General features: G+C 72.1%; 24 protein-coding genes. 14 read left to right on the top strand and 10 right to left on the bottom strand.

Annotation, left to right across the window (positions count from 1 at the left end; genetic code table 11):
• Positions 1-119: 119 nt before the first annotated feature.
• Positions 120-1,037, top strand: a complete 918-nt coding sequence (locus ACHFIV_RS18050) for a glycoside hydrolase family 16 protein (protein ID WP_398969668.1) — start codon at positions 120-122, stop codon at positions 1,035-1,037.
• Between the two features lie 56 nt (positions 1,038-1,093).
• The gene (locus ACHFIV_RS18045; protein ID WP_398969665.1) at positions 1,094-2,086 is read left to right on the top strand and encodes an aldo/keto reductase; all 993 of its coding nucleotides are present in this window, start codon (positions 1,094-1,096) and stop codon (positions 2,084-2,086) included.
• A 10-nt stretch (positions 2,087-2,096) separates the two neighbouring features.
• Here the strand turns inward: ACHFIV_RS18045 and ACHFIV_RS18040 are convergent, their stop codons facing one another.
• The 3 genes from ACHFIV_RS18040 to ACHFIV_RS18030 form a co-directional block, all read right to left on the bottom strand.
• Positions 2,097-3,269, bottom strand: a complete 1,173-nt coding sequence (locus ACHFIV_RS18040; RefSeq protein WP_398969742.1) for a serine/threonine-protein kinase — start codon at positions 3,267-3,269, stop codon at positions 2,097-2,099.
• 242 nt (positions 3,270-3,511) lie between these two features.
• The gene (locus tag ACHFIV_RS18035; protein ID WP_398969662.1) at positions 3,512-4,201 is read right to left on the bottom strand and encodes an HAD family hydrolase; all 690 of its coding nucleotides are present in this window, start codon (positions 4,199-4,201) and stop codon (positions 3,512-3,514) included.
• A gap of 24 nt (positions 4,202-4,225) precedes the next feature.
• Complete coding sequence (locus ACHFIV_RS18030; RefSeq protein WP_398969659.1) at positions 4,226-4,705, bottom strand: Lrp/AsnC family transcriptional regulator; 480 nt, start codon at positions 4,703-4,705, stop codon at positions 4,226-4,228.
• Between the two features lie 261 nt (positions 4,706-4,966).
• Here ACHFIV_RS18030 and ACHFIV_RS18025 point away from each other — a divergent pair, with 261 nt between their 5' ends.
• Positions 4,967-6,052 (top strand): amidinotransferase, encoded by a 1,086-nt coding sequence (locus tag ACHFIV_RS18025; RefSeq protein WP_398969656.1) that lies wholly within the window; start codon positions 4,967-4,969, stop codon positions 6,050-6,052.
• Between the two features lie 59 nt (positions 6,053-6,111).
• Here ACHFIV_RS18025 and ACHFIV_RS18020 read toward each other — a convergent pair whose 3' ends face one another.
• From ACHFIV_RS18020 to ACHFIV_RS18010, 3 genes are all read right to left on the bottom strand, one after another.
• On the bottom strand, positions 6,112-7,779 hold the full coding sequence (locus ACHFIV_RS18020; RefSeq protein WP_398969655.1) for a hypothetical protein: 1,668 nt from the start codon (positions 7,777-7,779) through the stop codon (positions 6,112-6,114).
• 5 nt (positions 7,780-7,784) lie between these two features.
• Complete coding sequence (locus ACHFIV_RS18015; RefSeq protein ID WP_398969652.1) at positions 7,785-9,611, bottom strand: flavin-containing monooxygenase; 1,827 nt, start codon at positions 9,609-9,611, stop codon at positions 7,785-7,787.
• A gap of 431 nt (positions 9,612-10,042) precedes the next feature.
• Positions 10,043-10,810, bottom strand: coding sequence for an SDR family NAD(P)-dependent oxidoreductase (locus ACHFIV_RS18010; RefSeq protein ID WP_398969649.1), 768 nt, complete (start codon positions 10,808-10,810; stop codon positions 10,043-10,045).
• Positions 10,811-10,991: 181 nt separating this feature from the next.
• Between ACHFIV_RS18010 and ACHFIV_RS18005 the strand changes: the two genes are divergently transcribed.
• On the top strand, positions 10,992-11,618 hold the full coding sequence (locus tag ACHFIV_RS18005; protein ID WP_398969740.1) for an acyl-CoA-like ligand-binding transcription factor: 627 nt from the start codon (positions 10,992-10,994) through the stop codon (positions 11,616-11,618).
• An 83-nt stretch (positions 11,619-11,701) separates the two neighbouring features.
• Entirely contained in the window at positions 11,702-12,157 is a 456-nt protein-coding gene (locus ACHFIV_RS18000; RefSeq protein ID WP_398969646.1) for a hypothetical protein, read from the top strand.
• Between the two features lie 19 nt (positions 12,158-12,176).
• Here the strand turns inward: ACHFIV_RS18000 and ACHFIV_RS17995 are convergent, their stop codons facing one another.
• Entirely contained in the window at positions 12,177-13,016 is an 840-nt protein-coding gene (locus tag ACHFIV_RS17995) for a TioE family transcriptional regulator (protein WP_398969644.1), read from the bottom strand.
• Between the two features lie 68 nt (positions 13,017-13,084).
• Here ACHFIV_RS17995 and ACHFIV_RS17990 point away from each other — a divergent pair, with 68 nt between their 5' ends.
• The 5 genes from ACHFIV_RS17990 (at position 13,085) to ACHFIV_RS17970 (ending at position 19,609) form a co-directional block, all read left to right on the top strand.
• Complete coding sequence (locus ACHFIV_RS17990; protein ID WP_398969641.1) at positions 13,085-14,302, top strand: erythromycin esterase family protein; 1,218 nt, start codon at positions 13,085-13,087, stop codon at positions 14,300-14,302.
• Between the two features lie 85 nt (positions 14,303-14,387).
• Positions 14,388-14,771 (top strand): VOC family protein, encoded by a 384-nt coding sequence (locus ACHFIV_RS17985; RefSeq protein WP_398969639.1) that lies wholly within the window; start codon positions 14,388-14,390, stop codon positions 14,769-14,771.
• A 388-nt stretch (positions 14,772-15,159) separates the two neighbouring features.
• Entirely contained in the window at positions 15,160-16,605 is a 1,446-nt protein-coding gene (locus ACHFIV_RS17980; RefSeq protein ID WP_398969636.1) for a Gfo/Idh/MocA family protein, read from the top strand.
• Between the two features lie 323 nt (positions 16,606-16,928).
• Entirely contained in the window at positions 16,929-18,443 is a 1,515-nt protein-coding gene (locus ACHFIV_RS17975) for an FUSC family protein (RefSeq protein ID WP_398969633.1), read from the top strand.
• Positions 18,444-18,538: 95 nt separating this feature from the next.
• A complete protein-coding gene (locus tag ACHFIV_RS17970; RefSeq protein ID WP_398969737.1) occupies positions 18,539-19,609 on the top strand; it encodes a lactonase family protein in 1,071 nt (356 codons plus the stop codon).
• 110 nt (positions 19,610-19,719) lie between these two features.
• Here ACHFIV_RS17970 and ACHFIV_RS17965 read toward each other — a convergent pair whose 3' ends face one another.
• Complete coding sequence (locus ACHFIV_RS17965; RefSeq protein WP_398969631.1) at positions 19,720-20,643, bottom strand: sirohydrochlorin chelatase; 924 nt, start codon at positions 20,641-20,643, stop codon at positions 19,720-19,722.
• A gap of 140 nt (positions 20,644-20,783) precedes the next feature.
• The gene (locus ACHFIV_RS17960; protein ID WP_398969628.1) at positions 20,784-21,776 is read right to left on the bottom strand and encodes an N-acetylglucosamine kinase; all 993 of its coding nucleotides are present in this window, start codon (positions 21,774-21,776) and stop codon (positions 20,784-20,786) included.
• A gap of 200 nt (positions 21,777-21,976) precedes the next feature.
• On the opposite strand from ACHFIV_RS17960, the gene ACHFIV_RS17955 reads away from it, so the two are divergent.
• The 4 genes from ACHFIV_RS17955 (at position 21,977) to ACHFIV_RS17940 (ending at position 25,366) form a co-directional block, all read left to right on the top strand.
• Positions 21,977-22,654 (top strand): uracil-DNA glycosylase, encoded by a 678-nt coding sequence (locus ACHFIV_RS17955; RefSeq protein ID WP_398969625.1) that lies wholly within the window; start codon positions 21,977-21,979, stop codon positions 22,652-22,654.
• 134 nt (positions 22,655-22,788) lie between these two features.
• Positions 22,789-23,202, top strand: coding sequence for a hypothetical protein (locus ACHFIV_RS17950; RefSeq protein ID WP_398969622.1), 414 nt, complete (start codon positions 22,789-22,791; stop codon positions 23,200-23,202).
• 237 nt (positions 23,203-23,439) lie between these two features.
• Entirely contained in the window at positions 23,440-24,933 is a 1,494-nt protein-coding gene (locus ACHFIV_RS17945) for an APC family permease (protein WP_398969620.1), read from the top strand.
• Between the two features lies 1 nt (position 24,934).
• Positions 24,935-25,366 (top strand): universal stress protein, encoded by a 432-nt coding sequence (locus ACHFIV_RS17940; RefSeq protein WP_398969618.1) that lies wholly within the window; start codon positions 24,935-24,937, stop codon positions 25,364-25,366.
• A gap of 156 nt (positions 25,367-25,522) precedes the next feature.
• Here the strand turns inward: ACHFIV_RS17940 and ACHFIV_RS17935 are convergent, their stop codons facing one another.
• Positions 25,523-26,608 (bottom strand): WD40/YVTN/BNR-like repeat-containing protein, encoded by a 1,086-nt coding sequence (locus ACHFIV_RS17935; RefSeq protein ID WP_398969615.1) that lies wholly within the window; start codon positions 26,606-26,608, stop codon positions 25,523-25,525.
• Positions 26,609-26,789 lie beyond the last annotated feature (181 nt).

The raw sequence follows: 26,789 nt of genomic DNA, 5'->3' as shown, positions 1-26,789 counted from the left end.
TCGGAGGACTGCCTTAAATCAAGTGTTGAAAGATACGCCTGGGGCACACGAGACACGTGCTCACTTCTCGGCGTAGTTATGTCATGCGCATGACCGTCCCCCCACCACGGAATGATGTGATGACCGTGCCTTCCCCCCACCACACTCCGCGCCGCCCGTCGAGGCGGCGCCGCGCGACGCTGTACACCGCGCTCTCCCTGCTCTGCTGCTCCGTGGCCATGACCGCACTTCCCGCCGGAGCCTCGGCCGCGCCCGGCCCCCACACGGCTGCGTCCTCCACGGCTTCCCGGACGGCTGCGGTGGCCTTCGCCGACGAGTTCGACGGCCCCGCCGGTTCCGCCGTCGACGGCGGCAAATGGCTGACCGAGACCGGCGACAACGTCAACAACCACGAGCGGCAGTACTACACGGCGGGCAACAGCAACGCCGCCCTCGACGGCCAGGGCAACCTCGTCATCACCGCCCGCAAGGAGAACCCCGGCAACTACCAGTGCTGGTACGGGACCTGCGAGTACACCTCCTCCCGCCTCAACACCTCGGGCAAGTTCACCGCGACCTACGGGCACGTCGAGAGCAGGATGAAGATCCCGCGGGGGCAGGGCATATGGCCCGCGTTCTGGATGCTCGGCGCCGACATCGGCAGCGTCGGCTGGCCCAACAGCGGTGAGATCGACATCATGGAGAACGTCGGGTTCGAACCCGGCACCGTCCACGGGACCCTGCACGGCCCGGGTTACTCGGGGTCGGGCGGAATCGGCGCCGGCTACACCCTCCCGGGCGGGGCCGCGTTCGCCGACGACTTCCACACCTTCTCCGTGGACTGGGCCCCCGACTCCATCACCTGGTCCGTGGACGGCACCGTCTACCAGCGGAGGACACCGGCAGACCTCAACGGCAACGCCTGGGTGTTCGACAAGCCGTTCTTCCTCATCCTGAACCTCGCCGTCGGCGGCTACTGGCCCGGTGACCCGGACGGCAGCACCAGTTTCCCGCAGCAACTCGTCGTCGACTACGTCCGCGTGACCACCGGCGACTGAGGACGGGCGCGGGACCGCCGGCGCCACCCGCCGCCGGTCCCGCGTACCGACGTAGCATGATCCGTATGGAGCAGCGCACACTCGGCAGGACCGGCCGTCACGTATCGGTCGTAGGACAGGGCACCTGGCAGCTGGGCGGGGACTGGGGCGAGGTGAGGGAGGCCGACGCCTTCGACGTCCTCGACGCCGCGGTCGAGTCGGGAGTCACCTTCTTCGACACCGCCGACGTCTACGGCGACGGCCGCAGCGAACAGCTCATCGGCCGCTACCTGAAGGACCGACCGGACGCGGACGTCCTCGTAGCCACCAAGATGGGCCGCCGGGCGGAACAGGTCCCGGCGAACTACGTCCTGGACAACTTCCGCACCTGGAACGACCGCTCACGCGCCAACCTCGGCGTCGACACCCTGGACCTCGTGCAGCTGCACTGTCCGCCCACGGCCGTCTACTCCTCGGAAGCCGTGTACGACGCCCTCGACACGCTGGTCGCCGAGCAGCGGATTGCCGCCTACGCGGTGAGCGTCGAAACGTGCGCCGAGGCACTCACGGCCATCGCCAGGCCCGGCGTGGCCAGTGTCCAGATCATCCTCAACCCGTTCCGCCTCAAGCCGCTCGACGAGGTCCTCCCGGCCGCCGTCGAGGCAGGGGTCGGGATCATCGCGCGCGTCCCGCTCGCCTCCGGGCTGCTGTCCGGCCGGTACACCGCCGACACGGTCTTCGCCCCGGAGGACCACCGTACGTACAACCGCCACGGCGAGGCGTTCGACCAGGGCGAGACCTTCTCCGGCATCGACTACGCAACCGGCGTGGCCGCCGCCGCCGAGTTCGCACGGCTCGCTCCCGACGGGGCCACCCCCGCGCAGACGGCGCTGCGCTGGATCATCCAGCAGCCCGGCGTCACCAGCGTCATCCCGGGTGCGCGCTCGGTGGAGCAGGCCCGCGCCAACGCCTCGGCCGCCGGCCTTCCGGCACTTCCGCACACCACTCTGGACGCGGTGCGCGACCTCTACGACCGCCGGATCCGCGCGGAGGTGCACCCGCGCTGGTGAGCCCAGGCGCTCAGTCCTCCCCGTCGCCGTCCCGGGCGGAGCCCGCCGGCTCGGGCGTTCCGAGCCCGGCGGTCGGGGAGGGGCCGGGATCCGGGGTGTCCGCCGTGCTGGTGTCCGGAGCGAAGAGGATCGTGCCCAGGTACACCGCCGCCAGGAAGGCGACCGTCCCGGCCACGGCGCTCGCCACGCGCGGGCGCCGACGGATGGCCTCCCCGGTTCTGATCCGGCGCGTCGTGGCCGGTCCGGCCGCCGGTCTGGACGCGCGCGGCGCGGGAGCCGCCCGCCTGCGGCCGGTGGCCTGGGGCAGCCGGTACGTCGCGGCGCCACCGGCGGCGGGGGCCTTCGGCGCGGGAACCGGCGAGGGGGCGGCCGGGGCCACGCGCCTCGGGGCGGGGGCCGCGTGCTGCGGCAGTGGTTCGGGACGCCCGCGCCAGGCATCCGTACGGAACCAGTCGGACACCTGCTGCGCGCTCGGCCGGTCCTCGGGCTGCTTCGCCAGCAGGCCCAGCAGATACGAGTCGAAGGCGGGGGAGACGTCCACCCCACGCTGCCTGACCGGCACCGGAGGACTGTCCACGTGCTGGTAGAGCGTGGCGGTGGCGGTGTCCGAGCGGAACGGCGGCTGTCCGACCAGCAGTTGGTAGATGAGGCAGCCCAGCGAGTACATGTCCGACGCGGAGTCCGCCGTGCGGCCGAGAGCACGCTCGGGCGCCAGGTACAGGCTCGTGCCCACGATGTGGCCCGCCGTGGTCAGCGCCGTGGAGGGATCGTCGACGAACTGGGCGATACCGAAGTCCCCGATCTTCACGGACCCGTCCGCGTCGAGCATCAGGTTGCCGGGCTTGATGTCACGGTGGACGATGCCCTGCCGGTGCGCCGCGGCCAGTCCGGCGGCGGCCTGCTCGGCGATACGGGCGACCTGCTCGGGATGGACCGTCTCCTGAGCCGCCAGCAGATCACCGAGACTCCTGCCCTCGACCAGCTCCATCACCAGGTAGAAGCGGTCCTCCCAGGCGCCGAAGTCGAACACGGCCACCAGGTGGGGGTGGCTCAGCCGCGCCGCCGTCTGCGCCTCCAGGCGGAAGCGTGCGGTCGCCGAGGCGTCGGCCTGGTCCCCCAGCAGCAGTTTCACTGCCACGGCCCGCCCCAGCACCTCGTCCGTGGCGCGCCACACCTCGCCCATACCGCCACGGCCGATGGGGGATATCAGCCGGTACCGTCCAGCAACCAGCACCTTGTGCACACCAATCTCGCATTGTGGCCCGCTCCGACTGCCGCGGCGGCGACCTCGTCGGGCTCATCGCCTCTGTACGGTGCGTCGGGGTGCGCGGCATGATCAGGATATCCGCCCCCCGGACCTCCGCTCGCCCGGCCGGAGCCAGGGATGCGGAATCCGGCCAACCGGCGGTCCGTACCGGCCCGTCGTCACTCGGCGGCGAGCCAGTCGAGCACGGCCGCAGCGGTGAACTCCGCCTGGCCGCCCGGGAACAGGAGCTCGGCCGTCCCGAACGCGGCCCCGTCCCCGCTCGCTTCGGTGTCGGGAACCGCCACACACCGCATGCCCGCCGCGTGGGCCGCGCGGACACCCGGGACGGCGTCCTCCAGGACCACACAGGTGTCCGGCGCCACGCCGAGGCGCCCGGCCGCCTCCAGGAACACGTCGGGCTCCGGCTTCCCGTGCGCCACCTCCTCCGCGGACACGTACACAGGGAGGTAGGCGTCCAGCCCTGTGACGGCCAGCGTCGCCTCGATCGCCGCCCGGGACGAGCCCGACGCGACGGCCATGGGCACCCCCTCGTCGAACAGCCGCCGGACGAGGACGCGCATCTCGGGGAAGGCCGTGGTGGAAGCTCCGGCCAGTTCCAGGTAGAGGGCGTTCTTGCGCGCCAGCAGTTCGTCGACCGGCGCCTCGATCCCGTACTCCTCACGCAGGACGGTGAGCGTCTCGCGGGTACCGATCCCGATGAAGCGTGTGTGGTTCTCCCAGCTGAAGTCCCGCACGCCGTACCGGGCGAGGAGCCGGCGCCCCGCCTCGTAGTAGTTCGGCTCACTGTCGACGAGGGTGCCGTCGAGATCGAAGAGGACGGAGGGTGACGAGAGGCGCGGCGTCTTCATGGCCTCCAGCATGCCCGACGGTGCTCAGCCCGGGCCCGCTGCCCGCCCCACCGCTTCGACCAGCGGCAGGACCCGGTGCGCCACCCGCTCCCGGAGAGCCACCTCGGTCCGGGTCCGTACCACGCCGGGGAGCTGGATCAGCCGCTGGATGACGTCCTCCAGATGCCCGTTGTCGCGGGCCACGACACGGGTGAGGAGATCCCCGCCCCCCGTGGTCGAGAACGCCTCGATGATCTCCGGTACGGCCGCGAGCGCGTCACCGACCTCGTCCAGATGTCCCTGGGTGACCTCCAGGTGGACGAAGGCGAGCACCGGGTGGCCGAGGGCCGCGGGGGAGAGTACCGGGCCCGTGCCCGTGACCACGCCGTCCCGCTCCAGACGGTCCAGACGGGCCTGAAGGGTGCCGCGGGCCACGCCGAGGATGCGCGCGTACTCCCGCACGCTGGTGCGCGGCTGCTCGATGAGCAGCCGCAGGATGCGGGTGTCGAGGTCGTCCACCGCCATGTCCGGCTGCGCTCCTCCCGGCTCGGTGATCGGTCGCCCGACTGTACCCAGGGCACGACGACGGCGTGCACGGCACACGGCGTACGGCGTCCGAGCCGGCAGCGGCCGGTGAGGGGCCGTCGCGGCACCTGGCGGGCTCCTGCCGGGCCGCCCACCCCACGCCGTACGTCTCGTTTGACGGGACCGTGTGCGCGTGGTTGCTTTGAGTGGTGAGTGACAAGCGTCGGGTTACTGCCGTTCTGTGACCGAAAGCAGTGGAACATGGCTCTCGCCTCGCCGGTGAATTCACACAACGAGTGGGACCCACTGGAAGAGATCATCGTCGGGAGACTCGACGGTGCGGCCATCCCCTCCAGCCATCCGGTCGTGGCGTGCAACATCCCGCCCTGGGCGGCACGGCTGCAGGGCCTCGCTTCGGGCTTCAGCTACCCGCGCCTCCTGGTCGAGCGGGCGCAGACCGAACTCGACCAGTTCGTCGCCCTGCTCCAGTCCCTGGGTGTCACGGTCACGCGCCCGGACGCAGTCGACCACAGGCAGCGTTTCAGCACCCCCGACTGGCAGTCGCGCGGATTCTGCAACACCTGTCCCCGTGACAGCATGCTCGTCGTCGGCGACGAGATCATCGAGACCCCGATGGCCTGGCCGTGCCGGTACTTCGAGACCCACTCCTACCGCGCGCTCCTCAAGGACTACTTCCGGCGGGGGGCGCGTTGGACGGCGGCGCCGAAACCGCAGCTCACCGACGAGCTGTTCGACGCGGACTTCCGCGCCCCCGGCGCCGGTGAGCCGATGCGCTACATCCTCACCGAATTCGAGCCGGTGTTCGACGCGGCGGATTTCGTACGGGCGGGCCGCGACCTGTTCGTCACGCGCAGCAACGTCACCAACCTGATGGGCATCGACTGGCTGCGCCGCCACCTCGGGCCCGGCTATCGCATCCACCAGATCGAGAGCCGCTGCCGCACCCCCATGCACATCGACACGACGTTCCTCGTGCTCGCTCCGGGCAAGGTGCTGGTCAACCCCGAATACGTCGATGTCGACCACCTGCCCGAGGTGCTGAGATCGTGGGACATCCTGATCGCCCCCGAGCCCGACCCGATCGACGACCGCCTGCTCAGGATCACCTCGCTGTGCGGCAAATGGCTCAGCATGAACGTCCTCATGATCGACGAGAAGCGGGTGATCGCTGAACGGCGTCACACGGGCATGCTGCGCGCGCTGGAGAAGTGGGGGTTCGAACCCATCCCCTGTGACCTGTTGAACTACGCGCCGTTCGGAGGCTCGTTCCACTGCGCCACGCTCGACGTCCGCCGTCGCGGCACGCTCGAGTCGTATGTCGACTGACCGTGGCCGCTCCGCCGGTGCGCGCGTGCGCACCGGCGGAGCGGCCACGCCGTGCGCCGTCAGCGGGGTCCTGACGGGGTCAGCCGCAGGACGGTGCCCTCACCGTCGGCCGACAGGACGAGCGAACCGTCCGGTGCGGCCGCGATCCCGGCGAAACGGCGGGCGAGGCCGGGCAGGCCGTGGGTGAAGAGCGCGGGCTCCGCGCCCGGCGGGAGAGGGGCGGCGTGCGGTGAAGAGCCGACCGGGAGGTTCTCGGCCTCGATCCGGCTCGCCCCGGTGGTGAGGGACACCGCGTGGACCCTGCGCTTCCCGGTCTCCACCGTGTACAGCTCGTCACCCAGGACCGTCAGCCCCTGCGGTGCGTCGAGCCCGTCGGCGACGACGGCCGTCCCGCCGTCCTGTTCGAGCCTGAGCACCGTGCCCGCCCGCTCGTCGGTGACGTAACACCTCCCCGCTGTGTCGAAAGCGACGTCGACCGGGCGGTCCAGCCCCTCGGCGAGCACGCTGACGACGTCGTCCTGGCCGACCGCCAGCACCCGTCCGCCGCCCGTCTCGGCGACCACCAGCGATCCGGCCGGGCTCACGGCGATACCCATCGGCCGGTTCAGGCCTCCCACGCGGGTGCGCATCGACCCCTGTCCGGGATCGTAGGTCCGGATCTCCCCGAACTGTGAGGTGAGATGCAGGAGTCCGCCCTCCGCCGCGATGCCGTGGACGAACGGCGCCAGGACGTGGGTGACGGGCTCGCCCGCGTCCCCAGGCTTGGCGGCGTCGTCCCCACGGGGGACCGAGGGGCTCGCCACCCGGTAGTGGTCGGCGGCGTACACCGAGCCGCCCGGGCCGACCGCGACGCCGTAGGGGCCGTCGAAGCCCCGGGGCACGATCACCCGGGTCCGCCCGTCGGGATGCATCTCGGTGATGCCGCCGCTGGCGTAGCTGGACACGAACATCCGGTTCTCCGCGTCGAACGCCGCGTTGTCCAGGCCTGTCACGCCACTGGTGACCAGGGTCCTGGACCCGGTGCCGTGGAGGTCGACGCGGGTCACTCCGCCCTCCGGCCCGAGCGACAGGACGTGCAGCACACCGCCTCGGTCGAAGCGCACCGCGACCGGCCGGTCGACCTGGTCGGCGACCATCTCGGGCTCACCGCCGTCCGGAGGGACGCGCCAGACCTGCCCGCTCATCATGTGCGGGTAGTAGAGGTACCCGTCCGGCCCGCGCTGCATCGCGTTGCCCATGGCCAGCCCCTCGGCGAGCACGACCGGCTCACCGCCGTCCGGGAAGAGTTCCAGCAGCCGGCCGTCGGGCTTCATCTCGTTGACGAACAGCCGGTCACCGACGCAGGTGATGCCGTTGGGGTTCTTGACCTCCTCGCTGACCAGCGCGTACTCGCCCTGGACGCTGCGCCGCCAGACCCGGCCCGGCACCAGGTCGGCGATGTACATCGAGCCGTCCGCTCCGAACGCGAGGTCGTCCGGCGACCGGACAGGCCCGCCCGCCGGTACGACGACGTCGAGTTCGCCCGCCGCGAGGTCGACCGCGCTGATCCTGCCTCCCAGGAACTCGGCCACGTACAGCCGCCCGTCCGGGCCGAAAGCGATGCCGTTGGACCCCCAGAGCGGATTGGCCGGGTTGAGCCTCTCGGCGGTCCGGCGGCCGCTGACCGGCGGCCCGCCCCCGTCGTACCGGCTGGGACGGGCGGACGCCTGCTCGTCGTTCTCGCGCATGCCCGTCACTCCGCCTCGGCCAGGACATCGTTCATCCCGTCGCCCTCGCGCCAGGTCCTGAGCAGTTCGTGGAAGGCGACCGGCCCGTCCCCGAAGGACTCGCTGCGCGCACGCGGCCTGCCCTCGTTGTTGTAGTAGCCGGGGGTGCACTCGGCTTGGAAGGCGTGGAGGCCGGGTGCCTTCCGGCGGATCGTGGCCACCCACTCCTCCTGCGCCTCGACGGTGGGCTCGACGTGCCGGGCGCGGCGCTTGTACGACTCGGCGACCACGGCGGCGACGTGCGAGGCCTGCTCGTCGAGGATGTGGACGTAGTTGACGGCGCTGGCGTTCTGCAGCGGGCCGAGCTGGAAGAAGTTGGGGAAGCCGTGGCTGTAGAAGCCGTGGAGCGTCTTCGGGCCTGCGGCCCAGGACTCCAGGAGGGACACTCCGCCCCGCCCGTGGACAGGGAGCTTCCCGGACATCACGCCGGAGACGCCGACCTCGAACCCGGTCGCGAAGATGATGCAGTCCACCTCGTACTCGACGCCGCCGACCACCACGGCGTTGCCGGTGATGCGCTCGACACCGTGGCTGTCCGCGGTGTCGACGAGAGTGACGTCGGGGCGGTTGAAGGTCTGGAGGTAGTGGTCGCTGAACGTGGGCCGCTTGCACATGTAGCGGTACCAGGGCTTGAGCTTCTCGGCGGTGTCCCTGTCCTCCACGAGGGCGTCCACACGGGCGCGGATCTCGTTCATCTTCTGGAAGTCGGCGATCTCGTAAGCCCGTTCGCGTTCCTCGGCCGGGACATCGGCGTACGCGTCGGTCGGGATGAGCTTCTCCTGCAGGCGGGCCGTGCTCGTCCAGGCGTCGTCCACCAGGTCCTCGTCGACCGGGCGGCCGGTGACGACCTGGAGGAAGTTCTCCATCCGCCGCCGCTGCCACCCGGGCCGGAGGGACTTGGCCCATTCCGGATCCGTGGGCCGGTTGGCGCGGACGTCGACCGAGGAGGGGGTGCGCTGGAACACGTAGACGTGGGCCGCGTCGGCTGCGAGGTGCGGAACGACCTGGACGGCCGTGGCGCCGGTGCCGATGAGTGCCACGCGCTTGTCGGCGAGGCCCACCAGACCGCCGTGCTGATCGCCCCCGGTGTACGCGTAGTCCCAGCGGCTGGTGTGGAAGGTGTGGCCCTCGAAGCTCTCGATGCCCGGGATTCCGGGGAGCTTCGCCTGGCTGAGCGTCCCGCTGGACACCACCACGTAACGGGCCCGGATGCTGTCCCCGCGGTCCGTGGTGACCGTCCACTCCGACGCGTCGTCGTCCCAGCGCAGTTCGGTGACCACGGTCTGGAAGCAGGCGTCGCGGTAGAGGTCGAAGTGCCGTGCGATCGCCTGTGAGTGCTCGCGGATCTCCTCGCCCGGGGCGTACTTCCACTGGGGGACGTAGCCGACCTCTTCGAGCAGGGGCATGTAGGTGTAGGAGTCGATGTCGCAGTGGATGCCCGGGTACCGGTTCCAGTACCAGGTGCCCCCGAAGTCCCCGCCCTTCTCGATGACCCGGATCGACTCGACGCCCGCCTGACGCAGCCGGGCCGCGGCGAGGAGGCCGCCGAACCCGCCGCCGACGATCACCGCGTCGACCCGGTCGCTCAGGGGTTCCCGGGTGAAGTGCGGATCGGCGTGGGGGTCTGCGTCGTAGTAGCCGAACTCACCGGCGGCCCGCCGGTACTGGGCACTGCCGTCGGGCCGGATCCGCCGGTCACGCTCCGCGCGGTACTTCAGGCGCAACTCCTCGAGGTCGAAGCCCAGGTCGTGACCAGGGCCGGCGGGCGGAGGGGAGGTGTGGGGGGAGGGCATACGGGCCTCGTTCCTCTTGGGTGCGGGGAGCCGGTGCGTCGGCGTTCGCGCGGCGGTGGTGGAAGGGTTCGGGGCGTGCGGTGAGGATCCGTGCCGGCCGTGGGAGCACGGCTCGGAGAGGAGGGAAAGCGGCGTACCGGGCGGATGAGCCGGCCTCCCGCCGACCTCGAAGTGCATAGTACACATTGTGTGGTTGATGCACATTGGAGGCCTGAGGGGGGAGCGGACAATGGCCGGAAACGTCCGCCGTCCGTGCTGTCGCGGCCGTGCGCGCACGGCCGAAGGGGAAGGGGTCCACGTCTGTGCGAGTGTTCCGGTGGGCGGGCCGCGAGCGGCTGAAGGGGCGGCCTGTGGTCCTCGGACCGGCGGTGCGTGGGTTTTCGGTCAGGGGGTCACGCCTGCTCGCAGGCGCGCCCGCGGGGCCGGGGTACTCAGACCGCGGACCAGCCGTTGTCGACGGGAAGGATCGCCCCGTTGATGTTGCTCGCCGCGTCCGACGCGAGGAAGACGATCGCCGCCGCCTGTTCCTCCGCGCGGGAGGGTGACCCCACGGCGCCCATGTAGGGGGCGAGGGCCGCCGGTCCGTGGGCGCCCCGGTCGGCGTCGACCCGGATGTTGGTGACGGTGCCGCCGGGTGCGACGGCGTTGGAGCGGATGCCCTTGTCGCGGTACATGACCGCCAGCGACTTGGTCAGCCCCGCGATGCCGTGCTTGGACGCCGTGTACGCGGCGCCTGCGGCGCTGCCCCTCAGTGAGGCCTCGGAGGCGGTGAAGACGACGGCGCCCTTCCCCGCGTCGAGCATGTACGGCAGTACGGCGCGCGTGAGGCGGAACGGGGCCGTGAGGTTGATGCCGATGACGCGCTCCCACTCGTCGTCCCCGGTGTCGGCCGCCGCCGACATGCTGTCCATGACCCCGGCGTTGTTGACCAGGACGTCTATCCCGCCGAACTCCTCGGCCGCCGTGGCCGCGACCCGGTCGACGACGGCTTGCTCCCGCAGGTCCCCGATCACGGTCACCGCGGTCCCGCCCGCCTGCTCGACCTCCTCGGCGACGGCCCGGGCCGCCGTCCCGTCGACGTCGGCGATCAGGACGCCGGCGCCCTCCCGCGCGAACAGCAGGGCAGTGGCCCGGCCGATCCCTGATCCGCCGCCGGTGACGACGACGCCGCGGCCCGGGCCGCTGGTGGAAACGCTCACGTGATGCTCCTCGTGTCCGGTGACTGTGCCTGCACGCTACCTTTTCTGGCACAGTGCGCCAAGATGGCGACCCATGCCGGAAAAGGTGCCGATACGATGGGCGGAGCCGGAAGGAAGGTGGCCGAGAACCGTGGAACCCGTGCACGCCGCAGTGGCACAGGAGGCTGCCTCGGCCGCCGGAGTGACCGCGGCCGGGGGCGGGGCCCGGCTCGGCCGCCCTCCACTGACCGAGCGCCGCAAAGCCGCGACCCGGCTGGAGATCGCCCGAGAAGCCGTACGTCTCTTCACCGAGCGGGGCGTCGCCGCCACGACCGCCGACGACATCGCCGCCGCGGCGGGGATCTCGCAGCGGACCCTGTGGCGCTACACCTCGTCGAAGGAACTCTGCGTCAGCCCCCTCCTGACGTACGCGCTCGACTTCGTCACCGCACTGATGAGGGCCTGGCCACGGGACCGGCCGCTGGTGGAGGCCGTCGTCGGCGCGCCGTCCCCCCTCCCGGACCCGGCGGCCGACGCGGACGCGGAAGCGCTGCGCGGTCTGGTCCTCCTCACCCGTACCGAGCCCGGGCTGCGCGCCGTGTGGCTCCAGGTCCACCACGACGCGGAACTGGTCTTCGCCGAGGTCATCGCCGAGCGGACGGGCCGCGGGCCGGACGACCTCGAACCACGGGTACAGGCGACCGCCCTCAACGGCGCGCTGCGCGTCGCGGTCGAGCAGTGGGCGTCGGGCTCGGATCCGCGGCGGGCCTCACTGTCCCGCACCATCCACCGTGCGCTGGGCGTCGCCCGGTCCGGCCTGACCGACTGATCGGCGGCCGTCCGTCCGGGACCGGCACTCCGACGTGTCCGGTCGGGCGGCTCGTCGTTGACCAGGTCATGAATCTGCGGTCCATGTCGCTCGTGCTCGTCGCCGTGCTCAGCACGGCCGGCTGCGTCTCCGTCCAGGGCTCGGCGGGGCGGCCCGCGTCCGTAGCCTCCCCGCGTCCCGGCAACGCCCCCGCCGCGCAGGCGTCGACGGCACCCACCGCACCGCCGGCGGTCCATGACGCCCTGGGCAGGACCGAGGCGCGGCCGGAGGGGGCGAGCGGCAAGAAGCGGAAGAGCCAGGGCGAGAAGGTGCGCGCACCCGCCGGGGGCGCGGGCGTGGCCGCGCCCCCGGCTCGCCAGGACGCGGGGGACCGGCCTGGACGCGTGGCCCCCGCCCGTCCCGGGCCGCCCCGGCGCGTGGGAACGCCCCGCCGGGCCCAGCCACGGCCGACGTACGACATGCGCACCGTCTGCGCGAGAGGGCAGGGGGTCGCGTCCGCCGACATCGTCGACCTCTGCCGCACCACGTACGGGCGTTGAGCGCTGCTCCCGCCCGGGTTCAGGTGGCCCGGGAGGTCGCGGCGGCCGTGGGGGCCCGGCCCGCCCCGGCCGGTACGGCTCCCGGGTGGCCTCCCGGATCGGCGCCGCTCCCCGGCCCCCCGGTGCTGCTGCTGCGGACGCGCAGGTACGCGTCGAGCTCCGCGGCCCCGCTCAGCATCGCCCGCCCCCGGGTGGACAGCCGGCCTTGCCAGTCGCGCAACGCGACCTCCACAGGCTCCGGTCCGCCGGCCGCACGCACCTGGGCGATCAGCGGCGCGATCTGTTCCAGCAGGTAACCGCCGCGCCTGAGCTGGTGCGTCAACCGGGCGTCCCTCACGTCGGCTCCGTGGTAGACGCGGTACCCGGTGCGCCGATCGCGGAGCGGGCGTACCAGCCCGGCGCGCTCCCACGCGCGCAGGGTCGCGGGCCGGACTCCCAGGCTGCCGGCCAGCTGCCCGATGAACATGCCGCCGGGGGAGGGCACCTCGGCCGGCTCAGGTGCCGTGACGGGCTCGAGGCCACGGAGTGCGTTCTCCACCGCCTGGAGGGTCCGCCGGTCGTCGAGCAGCTGGGCGTGGCTCTCGTCGATGTGGCGGAGCGCGGCGTCGACCGATCCCTCGTTCACGGCCCGCATGACCGACGCCGCCGCCCGGTGGCCGTGGCCGGGGACAAGGGCGAGGAACGCGCCGAGGGCCATGGCGTGCAGCGAGGTGTACGTGCGGTAGCCGTGAGGGGTGCGGTCGGCGGCCGGAAGGATGCCGGCCCCCTCGTAGTTCCTGACCGCTTGCGTGGACAGACCGTGCGCGCGCGCCAGGTCCACCGGTCTGAGCCGATCACCGGATTGAAGGTTTCGCCCCATGAGGCCGACCATATCGCGGGCGAATCGAGAAAAGTTCACACCGTGTGTTCAACGATAGCGTTCAACGCATGATTTCCGACATCGAATCCGCGGCCCACACCGTCGAGGCAGCCGCCCTCATGAGGCTCCTGCCGACGCGGCCCCGGCTGCTCGCCCTGGGAGAGCCCACGCACGGCGAGGACGCTCTGCTCGACCTGCGCAACGAACTCTTCCGGCAGCTCGTCGAGCAGGACGGCTACCGGACGATCGCGATCGAGAGCGACTGCCTGAGGGGTCTGGTCGTGGACGACCACATCGCATCGGGCGCCGGCACGCTCGACGAGGTCATGGAAAACGGGTTCAGCCACGGCTGGGGCGCGTCCCCGGCCAATCGTGAGCTCGTGGGATGGATGCGCGCGTACAACGACGGCCGGCCAGCCTCCGAGCGGCTTCGCTTCGCAGGGTTCGACGGCCCGATGGAGATCACCGCCGCCGAGAGCCCCCGACAGGCCCTCGCCGCACTCCACGGCTATCTCGCGGCCCGGATCGGGGCCGAACTGCTGCCCTGCACCGCCGAAACGCTCGACCGGCTGCTCGGCACCGACGACCGGTGGACCGAACCCGCCGCGATGCTGGACCCGGCCCGGTCGGTGGGGCGGTCGGCCGAGGCCGGCCGGCTTCGGCTGCTCGCCGACGACATGGCCGCCCTGCTCGACGCGCAGGCGCCGCACCTGATCGAGGAGTCCTCGCCCGACGAGTGGGACCGGGCCCGGCTGTACGGGCGCACCGCGACCGGCCTGCTGCGCTACCACCACTGGATGGCCGACGCCTCACCGGCGCGCATGACCCGGCTGGTGGCTCTGCGGGACCAGATGATGGCCCGCAGCCTTCTCGCTGCCGCGGCCCGGGGTCCGGTGTTCGTCCACGCCCACAACTCCCATCTCCAGCGGGAGAAGAGCTCCATGCGGATGGGTGGCGACCTGCTGGAGTGGTGGAGCGCCGGAGCGCTGGTGAGCGCACGGCTCGGCGCGGAGTACGCCTTCGTGGCCACGGCCGTCGGCACGATCCGGCACCGGGGAGTGGACACTCCGTCCCCGGACACCGTCGAGGGACTCCTGTACGGGCTCCCGGCGGACCGCTGTGTCATCGACCCCCAGCGCCTGGCCGCCGCCCTCGGCGGTATGCGGCCCGCGGCGCGCGTGTCCCCCTGGTTCGGTTACTCGGCGTTCGATCCGGCCCACCTGGCGGACAGTGACGGGATCGTCTTCGTCAAGGACCTTCCGGAGCGCGGACGGAAGCACGGCTGAACCGGGTCCGTGTCACCCGATGGCCACGCGACGGGCCCCGGCGTCGCCCCCGGCGCGGCTCCGGAGGCCCGCGTACACTGCCGCCATGGCATGCCGCATCAGCGAGCTGGTCATCGACGCCGCCGACCCCGAGCGGCTCGCCGCGTTCTGGAGCGAGGTCCTCGGCTACGTCGAACTCGGCCGTGAGGACGACGGAAGCATCGAGATCGGGCCGCCCGACGTCGGCTTCGGCGGCCCGCAGCCCACCCTCGTCCTCAGCGCGGGCGGCAGCCCCCGGGCAGGGAAGCTGCCCCTGCACATCGACGTCAACGCCACCGACCGCGACCAGGACGCGGAGCTGGAACGCCTGCTCGCTCTCGGCGCCGAGCCCGCCGACGTCGGCCAGACCGGCGGCGAGAGCTGGTACGTCCTTGCCGACCCCGAAGGCAACGAGTTCTGCCTCCTTCGCACCCGGCTCAAGCCGCTCTGAACGTCGGTGGCGGGCCTCGGGCCGTAGGAGGGTGCCTTCCGCCTCTCCGTGACCGCCGCTCACGGGCCGGTCTCGCGCCCCGGCTCCTTCGCCCCGAGTGCCGCCCGCGCCGCCGGTGCCGGCCGCTCACGCCGGCCGCTCCCCCTCGCCGTGAAGCCCATGCCCGGCGGGGAGCCGGCCCCGGCCGCCCTCTCCGTCCCCGGGCGCACACCGGGAGCGGAAACCGGCCGTCCCCGCAACGCCGAGCCGGGGTGCGCACTTCCGCCCGCTGGATGCTTGATTTTGTTCGTAACGCGGTTCTTTCGAGCATCTATTGACACGTGCATGGCGCCACGGCCAGAGTCGTCCCCGCCAGTGCTGCCGGTCACGCATCGAGGAGTGTCTCGCCATGCCCGAAATCCCCGCCGTCCCGCGCCGCTTGCTACTCGGAGGAACGCTGGCCACAGGAGCCGTCGTGGCCGGTCTCGGATCGGCCGCCGGCGCGGCGGCGGCCACGTCGTCGTCGGCGGAGACGGCCGCCGCCGCGGTCCCGGGCCGCCGTCCCGGCCAGAAGTCGATGATCAACGTGCCGTTCGAGCCGTACAGGACCGTCCGGGTCGGCGTGATCGGACTCGGCAACCGGGGCTCGGGCATGACCACGGGCTGGTCGGCCGTCCCCGGTTGCGTGGTCACGGCCGTCTGCGACATCCGTACCGACCGCGCCGAGCGTACGGCTGACGGCCTGGTGGCCGACGGCAAGCCCCGCCCGGCGGTGTACGGCGGATCGGCGGACGCGTACGCCAGGATGCTGCGACGCGACGACATCGACCTCGTCTACGTCGCCACTCCCTGGGAGTTCCACTACGAACAGGGCAAGGCCGCGCTCCTGTCCGGGAAGCACGCCGTCGTGGAACTCCCCGTCGCCACCGAGCTGCGCGAGCTGTGGGACCTCGTGGACACCTCGGAGCGCACGCGCAGGAACCTGATGCTGTCGGAGAACTGCAGCTACGGCCGCAACGAGCTGGCCATGCTGAGGATGGCGCACGAGGGCCTGTTCGGTGAGCTCACCAACGGTCACGGCGGCTACCTCCACGACCTGCGTGAGCTGCTCTTCTCCGACACGTACTACACCGACGCGTGGCGCCGGCGCTGGCACACCCGGAGCACCGCCTCCTTCTACGCCATGCACGGCCTCGCGCCGATCGCCGCCGCCATGGACATCAACCGCGGCGACCGCATGACGACCCTGAAGGCCACCGCGACCGCGCCGAAGGGTCTCGCCGACTACCGGGAGCGCTTCGTGCCCAGGTCGCACCCCTCGTGGCGCGAGACGTACGTCAACGGTGACCTGGTGAGCTGCGCGATCGAGACGGCCAAGGGCAGGACCATCAGGGCCGAGCACGACGTCAGTTCACCCCGCCCGTACAGCCGCATCAACACGCTCGCGGGCAGCCGGGGCATCTTCGAGGACTACGCGGGTACGTCGGCGACCGGCGGGCGGATCTACGTCGAGCCGGACCACAGCGGTCACTCGTGGCGGGACTTCGACGCCTACCGCAAGGAGTTCGACCACTGGCTGTGGAAGAAGATCGGGGACGACGCGGAGAACAACGGCGGTCACGGGGGCATGGACTACGTCCTCCAGTGGCGCACGGTGCAGCTGATGCGTGCGGGGCTGGTGCCGGACATCGACGTGTACGACTCGGCCTCCTGGTGCGCTCCGGTTCCTCTGAGTGTCATGTCTCTGGCAAACAAGGGCCGTCCGGTCGCCTTCCCGGACTTCACCCGGGGCAGCTGGGTCAACCTCCGCTCCGGCCTCGACTCGCGTAGTACGGAGATGCCGCCGGTCTCCTGATCCCACCGCGACGCCCCGGTCGCCCGAGCGGAAGGGCGGCCGGGGCTCAGCCGCCTCAGGGGGAGGCGCGCCCTCGGGCAGCCGATGCCTCGAAGGGGCCGCCCGGGGCCCGCCCCTCTGCGATCCTCCGCGATCCTCGGCGATCCGGGCGGAAAGCCCGGCCAATGGCCGATCGGTGGTACGTGATGTGGAGGAATCGCTGGGCCAATGGCTCAGTCCGTCCGGCCGCTGTTGAGCCAGCAGCCGAGAGCGTGGTCTGATGTACGCGTCGATGGCGCTGCGGATTCCGTGGCGCCCTTTTTCATGAGAAGGGGCGGGAAGCTGTGCTGAAGAGGGCGTTCATGGCACCGGATCCGGGGCGGCTGCGGCTGCGCCACGCGACCAGGGCCGTCCTCGGGATCGGGCTGGCCGTCGTGGTCTGCGGCCTGGCCGGGCACTCACTCGTCGGTGCCATCACCGGCGGACTCGCGGCCCTGCTGGCCCTCTTCACGGTGACCGACCCCACCGTGCGCGGGCAGGCGGTCACGACGGCGCTCCTGCCGGCGGCCGGACTTCCCGTCCTCGCCCTCGCCGCAGTGCTGCACGACCTGCCGGTGGCGCGTGACCTGGCCTTCCTCGCGGTCATGGGTGTGGGCGTCTACGCCCGGCGCTGGGGGCCGCGCGGTCACTCGCTCGGGGTCTTCGCGTTCATGGCCTTCTTCATCACCCAGTTCCTCCACGCCTTGCCGGAACAGCTTCCGGAGCTCTACTCCGCCGTCCTGCTCTCGCTGCTCGTCTCCTCGGCCGTCCGCTTCGGTCTCTGGTGCTACGAGCGAGGGCGGCCCGTCGCCGCAGCCGTCGCGCCGGCCGCCGGACGGGGGCTGGCCCGGGCGACCACACGCCAGGCGGTCCAGGCGACGGTGGGCGGAGCACTCGCCCTGCTGGCGGGACAGTTCCTCTCGGGCGAGCGCTGGTACTGGGCCGTGGGGGCCACCTGGTGGGTCTTCGTCAATACGGCGTCCCGTGGCGAGACGCTGGTCCGCGGCTTCCGCCGCGTCCTGGGAACGCTCGCGGGCATCCCCGTCGGTCTGGCCGTCATCGCGCCGCTGCACGGTGCGACGCTGCCCTCCGCCGCCCTCGTGGCCCTCGGTGTCTTCGGCATCTTCTACACCGCCGCCGTCTCCTACACCTGGATGATGTTCTCGGTGACGGTCCTGGCGGGAACTCTCTACGGGCTGCTCGGCGTCCTCGACCCCGCCCTCCTGGGGCTGCGCCTCGTGGAGACCGGCGTCGGGGCACTCGGCGCGATGGTGGCGGTGCTCCTCGTGCTGCCGGTCACCACCCACGCCACCACCGACGCCTGGATCCAGCGAGCCCTGCGCTGCGTGCACGCCTGCACCGCGGAGGCCGCCGCACGGCTCGCGGGCTCGGCGACCGCCGACCCCGGCCCCCGCGTCGCCGAACTGGAGGCACTCCTCGGACGGGTACGCCTGTCCCTCGGCCCGCTCGTCCATCCGCTGAGCCCGTTCCGCGCCCGTAAGGCACGCGCCGCTCAGGTGCTGGCGCTCCTCGACGTGTGCGCACGCGAGGTGCGCGGTCTGGCGTCGGTCGCGGCGGACCCGGAGGCGTCCCACGACGCCCGGCTGGCCGCCGCCTGCTGGCGCGTGGAAGCCTCGGTGGAGGCCCTGACGGCGCCCGTGCGAAGGCAGGGTCCCGCGACGGCCTCCGCTGTCGGCGCGCTGCCGCCCGCAGGTGTCGTCGAACCTGCGCTGGCCCACCTGCACAGCCTGGAGAGGGCGCTCGCCGAACTCGCCGCGCCGCTGCACAGCTCCCCTCGCGCTCCGCTGATCGGCGCCTGACCCGGCCACCGCGCCCCGTTCTGGTCCGGACCGGAAAACGCTGCCTGCTACCGTCGGCCGGGAAGATCGTGACGGACGTGAAGAGGGGCAGCGTGATGGGCGCCGACAGCGCACAGCGGGCATTCATAGGGTCGTTCACCTCGGCGGGAGGCCGCGGCATCAGCGTCGCCGCTGTCGACCGGGACACCGGGGCACTGTCCGTGCTCGACTCCACGGACGTCGTGACCGATCCGTCCTTCCTCGCGGTGGGCCATGCTCCGGCGGCGGGCGGGACCGTGCTGTACGCGGTCAGTGAGACCTCCGACGGCGCCGCGGCGGCATTCGGCATCGACGACGACGGCACGCCGAGGCTGATCGGGGAGGCCCGGCCGGTCGACGGGAGCAGTCCCACCCATCTGGCGCTCACGGCGGGTCATCTGCTCACGGCCAACTACGGCTCCGGCAGCGTCACCGCGCTGCCCCTGCGCGACGACGCCTCGCCCGGCCCGGCGTCCGGCGTGCTGCGGCACGAGGGCCGTGGTCCTGACGACGACCGCCAGACCGGCCCGCACGCGCACCAGGTGCTGGCCGATCCGACCGGCAGCTGGGTGCTGAGCGTGGACCTCGGTACGGATTCCGTGCGTGTCTGCGCCCTCGACCCCGGGACCGGCTCCCTGCGCCTGCACGCCGAGACGGCACTGCGACCGGGAGCAGGGCCGCGTCATCTGGCCTTTCACCCGTCCGGGGGACACGTATACGTCCTGAACGAGCTGGAGCCGACAGTCACGGTGTGCCGTTGGGACGCGGCCGAGGGCACCCTCGAACCGCTGGGGGAGACGCAGGTGCTGCCGCAGGACCACGACGAGGGTGAGGGCGTGCGCACGTATCCGTCGGAGGTCGTGGTCTCGCGCGACGGCCGGTTCCTGTGGACCGCCAATCGCGGGCACGACAGCATCTCGGTGCTCACCTTGGACGAGACGGCGGAGAAGCCCGTCCTGGTGGCCGCCGTGGGCTGCGGCGGGCGCTGGCCGCGCGATCTCACCCTCGACCCCACCGGACAGTGGCTGTACGTCGCCAACGAGCACTCCGGGAACGTCAGCTGGTTCGCGGTGGACGCGGAGACCGGCATCCCGGCGCACGCGGGCTCCATCGAGGTCCCGGCCGCCTCCTGCGTCGTCTTCGCCTGACGCCCTGTCCCGTCGGCGACGCGTCCGCGCGAGGGACGAGGGGCGCGCCCGGCGCGGACCGGAGAGGACCGGTCCGCGCCGGGGCCGTACGGCCGGCGGGAGGGCGCCGATCAGTGCACCTGGGCGCCCTGGGGCGTCGCGGGGGTGATGCCCAGCGTCGTCGCGTACAGCGAGAGGACCAGCTTGCCGATGGCCGGGTACGCCCCGAGCGGCTCGGCGGTCGCGCAGCCGGCCTCCTTGGCGGCGGCGTCCAGCAGTCCCGCGTCGATCTCCGGGCCCACCAGGTACGGCGCGAGCGCGAGCTGCGCGGAGCCGGAGTTCTGCAGCTGCGCCGCGATCGAGGCGACCGAGCCCTCCACGTCCAGTGCGGCGGCCATCACCGGCACGGCGAGACGGGCGGCCAGCAGCATGCCGGTGATCCCGGCGGCCTGCACGGCTTCCTCGCCCCCGACCGTCGCGAGCACGATGCCGTCGGCCGCGGTCGCCACGGTGAACAGCCTCGCGCGGTCGGCGCGCGCCAGACCCGCCTCCGAGAGACGCACGTGCAGCGCCTCGGCGAGCAGCGGGTGCGGACCCAGTACGTCGGTCAGCTCGGCCTGTGTGCCGCTGTCCATGACGGCCTGCCGTATGCGCCGGATCAGGGCGCTGTCGGGCCCCGCGAGCAGCGGCACCACGACGGCCGACGGCCCCGTGGGCTCGGCGACCTCGCGGCCCGCGGCGATGGCCTGCTCGTAACGCGCGGTGCGTTCGACGGCGGCATGGGTGAGGACGGAGGCGAGTGCGGGAAATTCGGTGTCGTCGCCGTCGAGGTAGCCGATGCGGGCGTTCAGACCGGGCAACTCGGAACGGGCGATGCTGATCACTTCCTCGGCCAGGCTGCGCGAGGCCGGGGAAGGGGTACCGGGAACGGCAAGAACGAGCGCGGCAGCGCCCTCAGGTGCGACCACGGGCTCCGGGCGGCGGTGCCGTCCGGACTGGCGAGGTCGCGGCATTCGTACAGGCAGGCCGGAAGCGGGCCCAGTGGGGGTGCTCATGGCGCCGCATGCTACTGGTTTTGGGTGCCCCTCCGTTCGGGGAGGGGGCGGCCGGACGTCATCTGTCCATTTATGTCTGTTGAGTGGCATAGCTGAGTGACTGACCCGCTCTGTACCGGACGGCCGACCGCTCGGATCGTCTAGGTTACTCCCGGTATGAAGAGCAGGGCCGGGTGGGGTGGCAGCCGCAGTCCCGGGCCCGCGAGGGCCCGTGCGATCTTCAGCGCACCGTGCAGCGGGTCGCCTTCCGCCGGGACCACACGCGCCTGCGGGACCTGTCGGGCGAGTTCTCCGCGCAGCGGCTCCAGAAGAGGCTCGCCCATGCGGAACAGCCCGCCGGTCAGAGCGACCTCGCAGCCGTCGCGGCCGGGGGCGCGGGGGCACACCGCGGCCGCCGCTTCGGCGATGTGCGCCGCCGCCTCCCGGAGGATCCCTGCCGCGATCCCGTCTCCGGCGGCGCAGGCCGCGACCTCGGGGGCGAACGAAGCGAGCAGTGCGGGACGGTCCGTACGCGGATAGAGCAGGCCCGGAAGACCGGTGGCCGGCCCGAAGAGCGCCTCCAGCCGGGCCAGCAGTGCCGGCGAACCACCGCGCCGCCCGTCGTGCGCCCGCATCGCGGCATCGAGCCCCGCCCGGCCGATCCAGGCACCGCCCCCGCTGTCACCCAGCAGATGCCCCCAGCCGTCCGCCCTGCGCCAGGCCATGAGATCGGTGCCGAGCGCGATCATGCCCGTACCGCCCGCGACGACCGCGCCGGGCCGCTGTCCCAGCGCCCCGGCGTACGCGGTCACCGCGTCGGCGGCCAGCGCCACCCTCCGTACACCCAGCGCGCCTTCGAGGGCGTCCGGCAGCTGAGCGCGCAACTGTCCGCCGAGGGTCGCCATTCCCGCGGCACCGATCGCCGCAGCGGTGACGGCCGCCCCGGGGCCCGCCCGCCCCAGCAGTCGGCGGGCGGTGGGAAGGAGCTGCTCCAGCAGATGGCCGGCGTCGATGCCGTCCGTGCCCGTCCGTACGGGTTCGGCGCAGAGGGCGGTGTACGGCGGGTGCTCCTCACCCACCGGGCCGAGCGCCACACGCAGCCCCGAACCGCCGGAGTCCACGGCGAGGGCGAAATCCCCGGGTGCGGGGTTCACCTGAGCGGACCGGTGGCCGGGAGACCGGTCCGCCCGGTCATCGGGAGCCACCGGCACCGCTGTCTGCGGACGAACGCCTGCGCGACCTCATGGACGGACTCCGGGGGTGGAGGACTGACGACGAGCGGCACCCTACCGCCCGGCCCGGGGCCGTGGGGAGCGCGTGATCATCCGACCGATAGGCCGGTAGAGTGACGGCTGTGGCAGCGCGACCGTTGAGTGAACTTGTGGAGCCCGGCTGGGCCGAGGTGCTGGCGCCGGTGGCCGACCGGATCGCGGCGATGGGGGACTTCCTCCGTGCCGAGATCGGCGCCGGGCGCACGTATGTGCCGGCGGGGCAGAACGTGCTCCGCGCCTTCCAGCAGCCCTTCGACGACGTGCGCGTCCTGATAGTGGGTCAGGATCCGTACCCCACACCCGGTATGGCCATCGGTCTCAGTTTCGCGGTGGCACCCGACGTACGGCGACTGCCGGGCAGCCTGGAGAACATCTTCAGGGAACTGCACAGCGATCTGGGTCTTCCCAGGCCCTCCAACGGAGACCTGACGCCCTGGACGCGGCAGGGTGTGCTGCTCCTCAACCGCGCCCTCACGACAGCACCCGGCAAACCCGCCGCCCACCGCGGCAAGGGCTGGGAGGAAGTGACCGAGCAGGCCATCCGCGCCCTGGCCGCCCGGGGCAAACCGATGGTCTCCGTGCTGTGGGGGCGCGACGCCCGCAATGTGCGGCCGCTCCTCGGCGCACTGCCCGCGGTCGAATCCGCTCATCCCTCACCGATGTCGGCGGACCGCGGCTTCTTCGGCTCGCGGCCCTTCAGCCGCACCAACGAGTATCTGGTGAACGCGGGGGAGCAACCGGTGAACTGGCGTCTGCCGTGAGCGGGTCCGCGGGCCCGCTCACGGCGGGCCGTGCGCCTGCGGCGCGGCCGACGGGCGGGCGACGTCCTGCTACGGAATGACAACAGCCGTGCGGAACGCCGCCGTCCGGCCTCGGTGACGGTGATGCTCATGGCATGAAGCGCATCATTCGTACCGCCGTCCTCATCGCTGCCGGAGCGGTCACCCTGCTCACGGGCTGCACCGCCGATGACGGAACGGATGAGAGCCGTGCCCCCGCCACGGCCGGCCCCACCGCCACGACCACGCTCGCGCCCGGTGCCGCCGCGCGGGTGGCGGAGCGCTACCGGGCCGGGGGCGGGGACCAGAGGGTGTACGGCATCCGGAGGAGTGCCGGGCCCGGCGGTGTCCCCCTGCTCGTCGTGTGGACACGCGACCCGGACGAGAGCGCCCGGACCTTCGACGAACTGAAGGACTCGGTCACCGGTTTCCTCCGAAGCGAGGAGGGACTGTCGCTGGACAAGGGCTATCTGCTCGACGTCTTCGGCCCGGACGGTTCGCTCCAGCACCGGCTGGACGCCCGTCCGTAGCCTCACACGGCGGACGTCCCGGCCCCGGACAGCCCCGTGCCGAGGCCGTGCCACCGCGACCGTCCCCCGACGTGCTGACCGTTGCGTGCCACCTGGGCCAGGCGCGAGCGGCTACGTGGGGTGAGGCGTCCCTGTTCACCCGGAACCCTCGCCGGACGTGCGCCCCCGGGAGTACGTCCATAGCATCGGACCGACGTATTCCGCCTACTCCTCTAGCCTGTGACCGGAGCGAGGGACATGACAGCGGACCCCGCCGGGCCGGCACCCACCGCACGTCTGAAGCCGAACGCGATCGGCTTCGTCGACGCGCTGGTCATCGGACTGAACGCCACGTCACCGGCCTACTCGGTGGCCGCCGTCATCGGCCCGATCGTCGCCCTGGTCGGCGTCTACGCGCCGGGTGCGCTCTTCGCCTCCTTCGTACCGATGCTGCTCATCGCCTCGGCCTTCTACTATCTGAACAAGGCCGACCAGGACTGCGGGACGACGTTCTCCTGGGTGACCCGCGCGCTGGGCCCGTGGACCGGATGGCTCGGGGGATGGGCCATCGCGATGACCGGTGTGCTCGTGGTCGGGTCGCTCGCGGACGTCGCCGTCAGTTTCGGTCTGCTGGCCGTGGGACTCGACAGCTGGGCCGAGAACGCGTTCGTACGCCAACTGCTCACCGTGCTCCTGATCATCGTGATGACAGCGGTGTGCGTCATCGGTACCGAGCTGTCGGCCAGGGTGCAGAACGTGCTGATCCTGGCGCAGGTCGCGTTCCTCATCGTCTTCGTGGTCGTGGCGCTCTACCGCGTCTACGCGGGAACGACCTCCTTCGACTCCGTCGAACCCTCGGCGGAGTGGCTCAACCCCTTCGGAGCGGGCGGCGCGGCGCTCACGGGTGGGCTGCTGCTCGGCGTCTTCATCTACTGGGGCTGGGAATCCGCCGTCAACCTCACCGAGGAGGTCGAGGACTCGGCGACCGCCCCCGGGAAAGCGGGTGTGTGGTCGACCGTCATCCTCTTGGTGACCTACCTGTCCGTCGGCTTCGCGGTCGTCGCGTTCGCCGGGACGGAATACCTGGCCGACAACGCCGAGGAGGAAGAGTTCGTCTTCGCGCTGCTCGCCGGCGAGGTGATGGGGGGCTGGGACTGGGTCGTCCTGCTCGCCGTCGCGACCTCCGCGCTCGCCTCGACGCAGACCACCATCATTCCCGCGTCGCGCACAGCGTTGTCGATGGCCCGCCGCCAGGCCCTGCCCGCCCACTTCGCACGCATCCACCCACGGTTCCGTACCCCCGACGTGAGCACGTGGTGGGTGGCTGCCATCGCCATCGCCTGGTACCTCGTGGTCAACCGGATCAGTGAGAACGCGCTCTTCGACTCGCTGACGGCACTCTCCTTGCTGATCGCCTTCTACTACGCGCTCACGGGAGTGGCCTGCGCGGTCTACTACCGCCGCCACCTCACCGAGAGCACGCGCAACCTCCTCCTGATCGGAATCGGACCGCTGGTCGGAGCCGGACTGCTGACCTGGCTGCTCGTCCGGTCGGTCATCGACATGGCGGACCCGGCGAACTCCTACAGCGGGACCTCGTGGTTCGGACTCGGCCCGCCGCTCGTCATCGGCATCTGCATCGTCCTCGCCGGAGTGGTGATCATGGTGGCACTGCGACTTGGCCGGTCGCCCTTCTGGGCGGAGCGCCGCGGTGTGGTCGACCCCCGCCTCGTCCACGGCAAGGAGCGCTGAGATGTCCGTGGTCCTCGGATACGACGAGTCGCCCGGTGCCGCACGCGCCCTGCGGGCGGCGGTCGAGGTGGCCGCCGCCTTCGGCGAGCGGCTCGTCCTGGTCTACGGGGCGGCACCGCCCGGCCCCACCGGCGAGGAGTACCGCGCCCACTACGAGGCCATCCGCCAAGCCGGGCGCACGGGGCTGGAACACGCGGTCGCCGCGGCCGAGGAGGCCGGCGTACCGGCCGTCGTCGAGGTCATCGACCTGAGTCCGGCGCAGGCGCTGATCGAGGCCGCCGCACGGCACGCGGCGAGAGTCATCGTCGTGGGCAGCTGGGGCGAGAGTCCGATGCGCGGGGCACTGCTCGGCTCCACCCCGCACAAGCTCCTGCACCTGTCGACCGTCCCGGTGCTCTGTGTACCGACCGAGGCGGAGCCGGCCGAAGGCTGAGCCGGCCGGGGGGTGCCCCGGCGGGCACCCCGCCCGCACCGCAGCGGGTCGCCCGCCGGCAGTGCCGGTGCCCGCCCGGCGCGTGTCCGGGGCCCGGCGGACCGCCGGGGAGGCGCACGCGCCGGCCGCCGGTCCACCGGATGACGGCCCGAGCGGTCAGCCGAGAACCGCCGCCCTCACGCACAACACGTCGGGCAGGTGCGAGAGCAGCTGCTGCCAGCTGTCACCGTCGTCCGCACTCGCGTACACCTCGCCGTTGCGATTGCCGAAGTAGATGCCTGCCGGGTCGGCGTCGTCCGTGCAGAGCGCGTCACGCAGCACCGTGCCGTAGTGGTCGCCGTCCGGAAGGCCCTGGGTGAGAGGCTCCCAGGTCTCTCCCGCGTCCTGCGTCCGGAACACCCGGCATCGGCGCCCGGCGGGGACGCGGTCCGCGTCGGCGTTGATCGGGAACACGTAGAACGTGTCGGCGCGATGCGGGTGCGCGGCGGCGGCGAAACCGAAGTCGGAGGGCAGGCCCGCGCCGATGTCCTTCCAGTTCCCCCCGGAGTCGTCACTGCGGAACACTCCCCAGTGGTTCTGCAGATAGAGCCGGTCGGGGTCGGCCGCGTCCCGGGTCACCTTGTGCACGCACTGGCCGAACTCAGGATCCGGGTCCGGCAGGAAGACGGCGGAGACGCCCTTGTTGGACGGTGTCCACCGCTCGCCGCCGTCCTCGGTGCGGAACACTCCCGCGGTGGACACGGCGACGGTCACCGCGCCGGCGTCCCTCGGGTCGGTCAGGATGGTGTGCAGCCCTTCCCCACCCCCGCCGGGAACCCATGCGGACCGGGTCGGGTGCTCCCACAGCGGGCGGACCAGCTCGAACGACTCGCCGCGGTCGTCCGACCGGAACAGCGCCGCGGGTTCGGTGCCCGCGTACACCACGCCAGGGGCCTCGGGGCCGGCGGGATGCAGCTGCCACACCCTCTCCAACGACGCCTCCGTGAACTGCGGGAACCGCACGGCCGGCTGCTTCGGCTCCACCCAGGTCGCACCCAGGTCGTCGGAGTGGAAGACGGACGGGCCCCAGTGCGCGCTGTCGCCTCCGACCAGCAGCCGGGGCGTGTCCCCACGGGAGTCGATCCCGATCGAGTAGATCGCCTGGGCGTTGAAATGAGGATCGCCGAACTCCCACGAGCCGCCGTGTCTGCGGCCGATGAAGAGTCCTTTGCGCGTGCCCACGGTGAGCAGAACATCGGTCATGAGAGGACCTCCCGAAACGCCGTTGTGCCGGATGAGGCCAGTCTGCACCCGGGCACTGACACCGGCGGGGAAATGCGGTGTCGGCCCAGGTCGCAGCGGTCGCGGCAGGCCGGAGCGGCAGCCCGGGGCCGGAGCCGGGCCGGCGTCCGTGAGGGGAGACGGCACGAACGCTCACCGCGCC

It is taken from the genome of Streptomyces sp. ALB3 (assembly GCF_044385685.1).
Taxonomy (GTDB): Bacteria; Actinomycetota; Actinomycetes; order Streptomycetales; family Streptomycetaceae; genus Streptomyces.
The sequence above is the reverse complement of the archived record's forward strand: the minus strand, read 5'-3'. Positions and strand labels throughout refer to the sequence as shown.

Bases quoted from the DNA above. Each gene is read 5' to 3' on its own strand.
- ACHFIV_RS17940 (WP_398969618.1), top strand. From the start codon at position 24,935: ATGTCCGTGGTCCTCGGATACGACGAGTCGCCCGGTGCCGCACGCGCC.
- ACHFIV_RS18030 (WP_398969659.1), bottom strand. From the start codon at position 4,705: ATGGCGGTGGACGACCTCGACACCCGCATCCTGCGGCTGCTCATCGAG.
- ACHFIV_RS18025 (WP_398969656.1), top strand. From the start codon at position 4,967: ATGGCTCTCGCCTCGCCGGTGAATTCACACAACGAGTGGGACCCACTG.
- ACHFIV_RS18045 (WP_398969665.1), top strand. From the start codon at position 1,094: ATGATCCGTATGGAGCAGCGCACACTCGGCAGGACCGGCCGTCACGTA.
- ACHFIV_RS18040 (WP_398969742.1), bottom strand. From the start codon at position 3,269: ATGGGCGAGGTGTGGCGCGCCACGGACGAGGTGCTGGGGCGGGCCGTG.
- ACHFIV_RS17945 (WP_398969620.1), top strand. From the start codon at position 23,440: ATGACAGCGGACCCCGCCGGGCCGGCACCCACCGCACGTCTGAAGCCG.
- ACHFIV_RS17950 (WP_398969622.1), top strand. From the start codon at position 22,789: ATGAAGCGCATCATTCGTACCGCCGTCCTCATCGCTGCCGGAGCGGTC.
- ACHFIV_RS17935 (WP_398969615.1), bottom strand. From the start codon at position 26,608: ATGACCGATGTTCTGCTCACCGTGGGCACGCGCAAAGGACTCTTCATC.
- ACHFIV_RS17965 (WP_398969631.1), bottom strand. From the start codon at position 20,643: ATGAGCACCCCCACTGGGCCCGCTTCCGGCCTGCCTGTACGAATGCCG.
- ACHFIV_RS18035 (WP_398969662.1), bottom strand. From the start codon at position 4,201: ATGAAGACGCCGCGCCTCTCGTCACCCTCCGTCCTCTTCGATCTCGAC.
- ACHFIV_RS17980 (WP_398969636.1), top strand. From the start codon at position 15,160: ATGCCCGAAATCCCCGCCGTCCCGCGCCGCTTGCTACTCGGAGGAACG.
- ACHFIV_RS17995 (WP_398969644.1), bottom strand. From the start codon at position 13,016: ATGGGGCGAAACCTTCAATCCGGTGATCGGCTCAGACCGGTGGACCTG.
- ACHFIV_RS17990 (WP_398969641.1), top strand. From the start codon at position 13,085: ATGATTTCCGACATCGAATCCGCGGCCCACACCGTCGAGGCAGCCGCC.
- ACHFIV_RS18015 (WP_398969652.1), bottom strand. From the start codon at position 9,611: ATGCCCTCCCCCCACACCTCCCCTCCGCCCGCCGGCCCTGGTCACGAC.
- ACHFIV_RS17985 (WP_398969639.1), top strand. From the start codon at position 14,388: ATGGCATGCCGCATCAGCGAGCTGGTCATCGACGCCGCCGACCCCGAG.
- ACHFIV_RS17970 (WP_398969737.1), top strand. From the start codon at position 18,539: ATGGGCGCCGACAGCGCACAGCGGGCATTCATAGGGTCGTTCACCTCG.
- ACHFIV_RS18000 (WP_398969646.1), top strand. From the start codon at position 11,702: ATGTCGCTCGTGCTCGTCGCCGTGCTCAGCACGGCCGGCTGCGTCTCC.
- ACHFIV_RS18020 (WP_398969655.1), bottom strand. From the start codon at position 7,779: ATGCGCGAGAACGACGAGCAGGCGTCCGCCCGTCCCAGCCGGTACGAC.
- ACHFIV_RS18050 (WP_398969668.1), top strand. From the start codon at position 120: ATGACCGTGCCTTCCCCCCACCACACTCCGCGCCGCCCGTCGAGGCGG.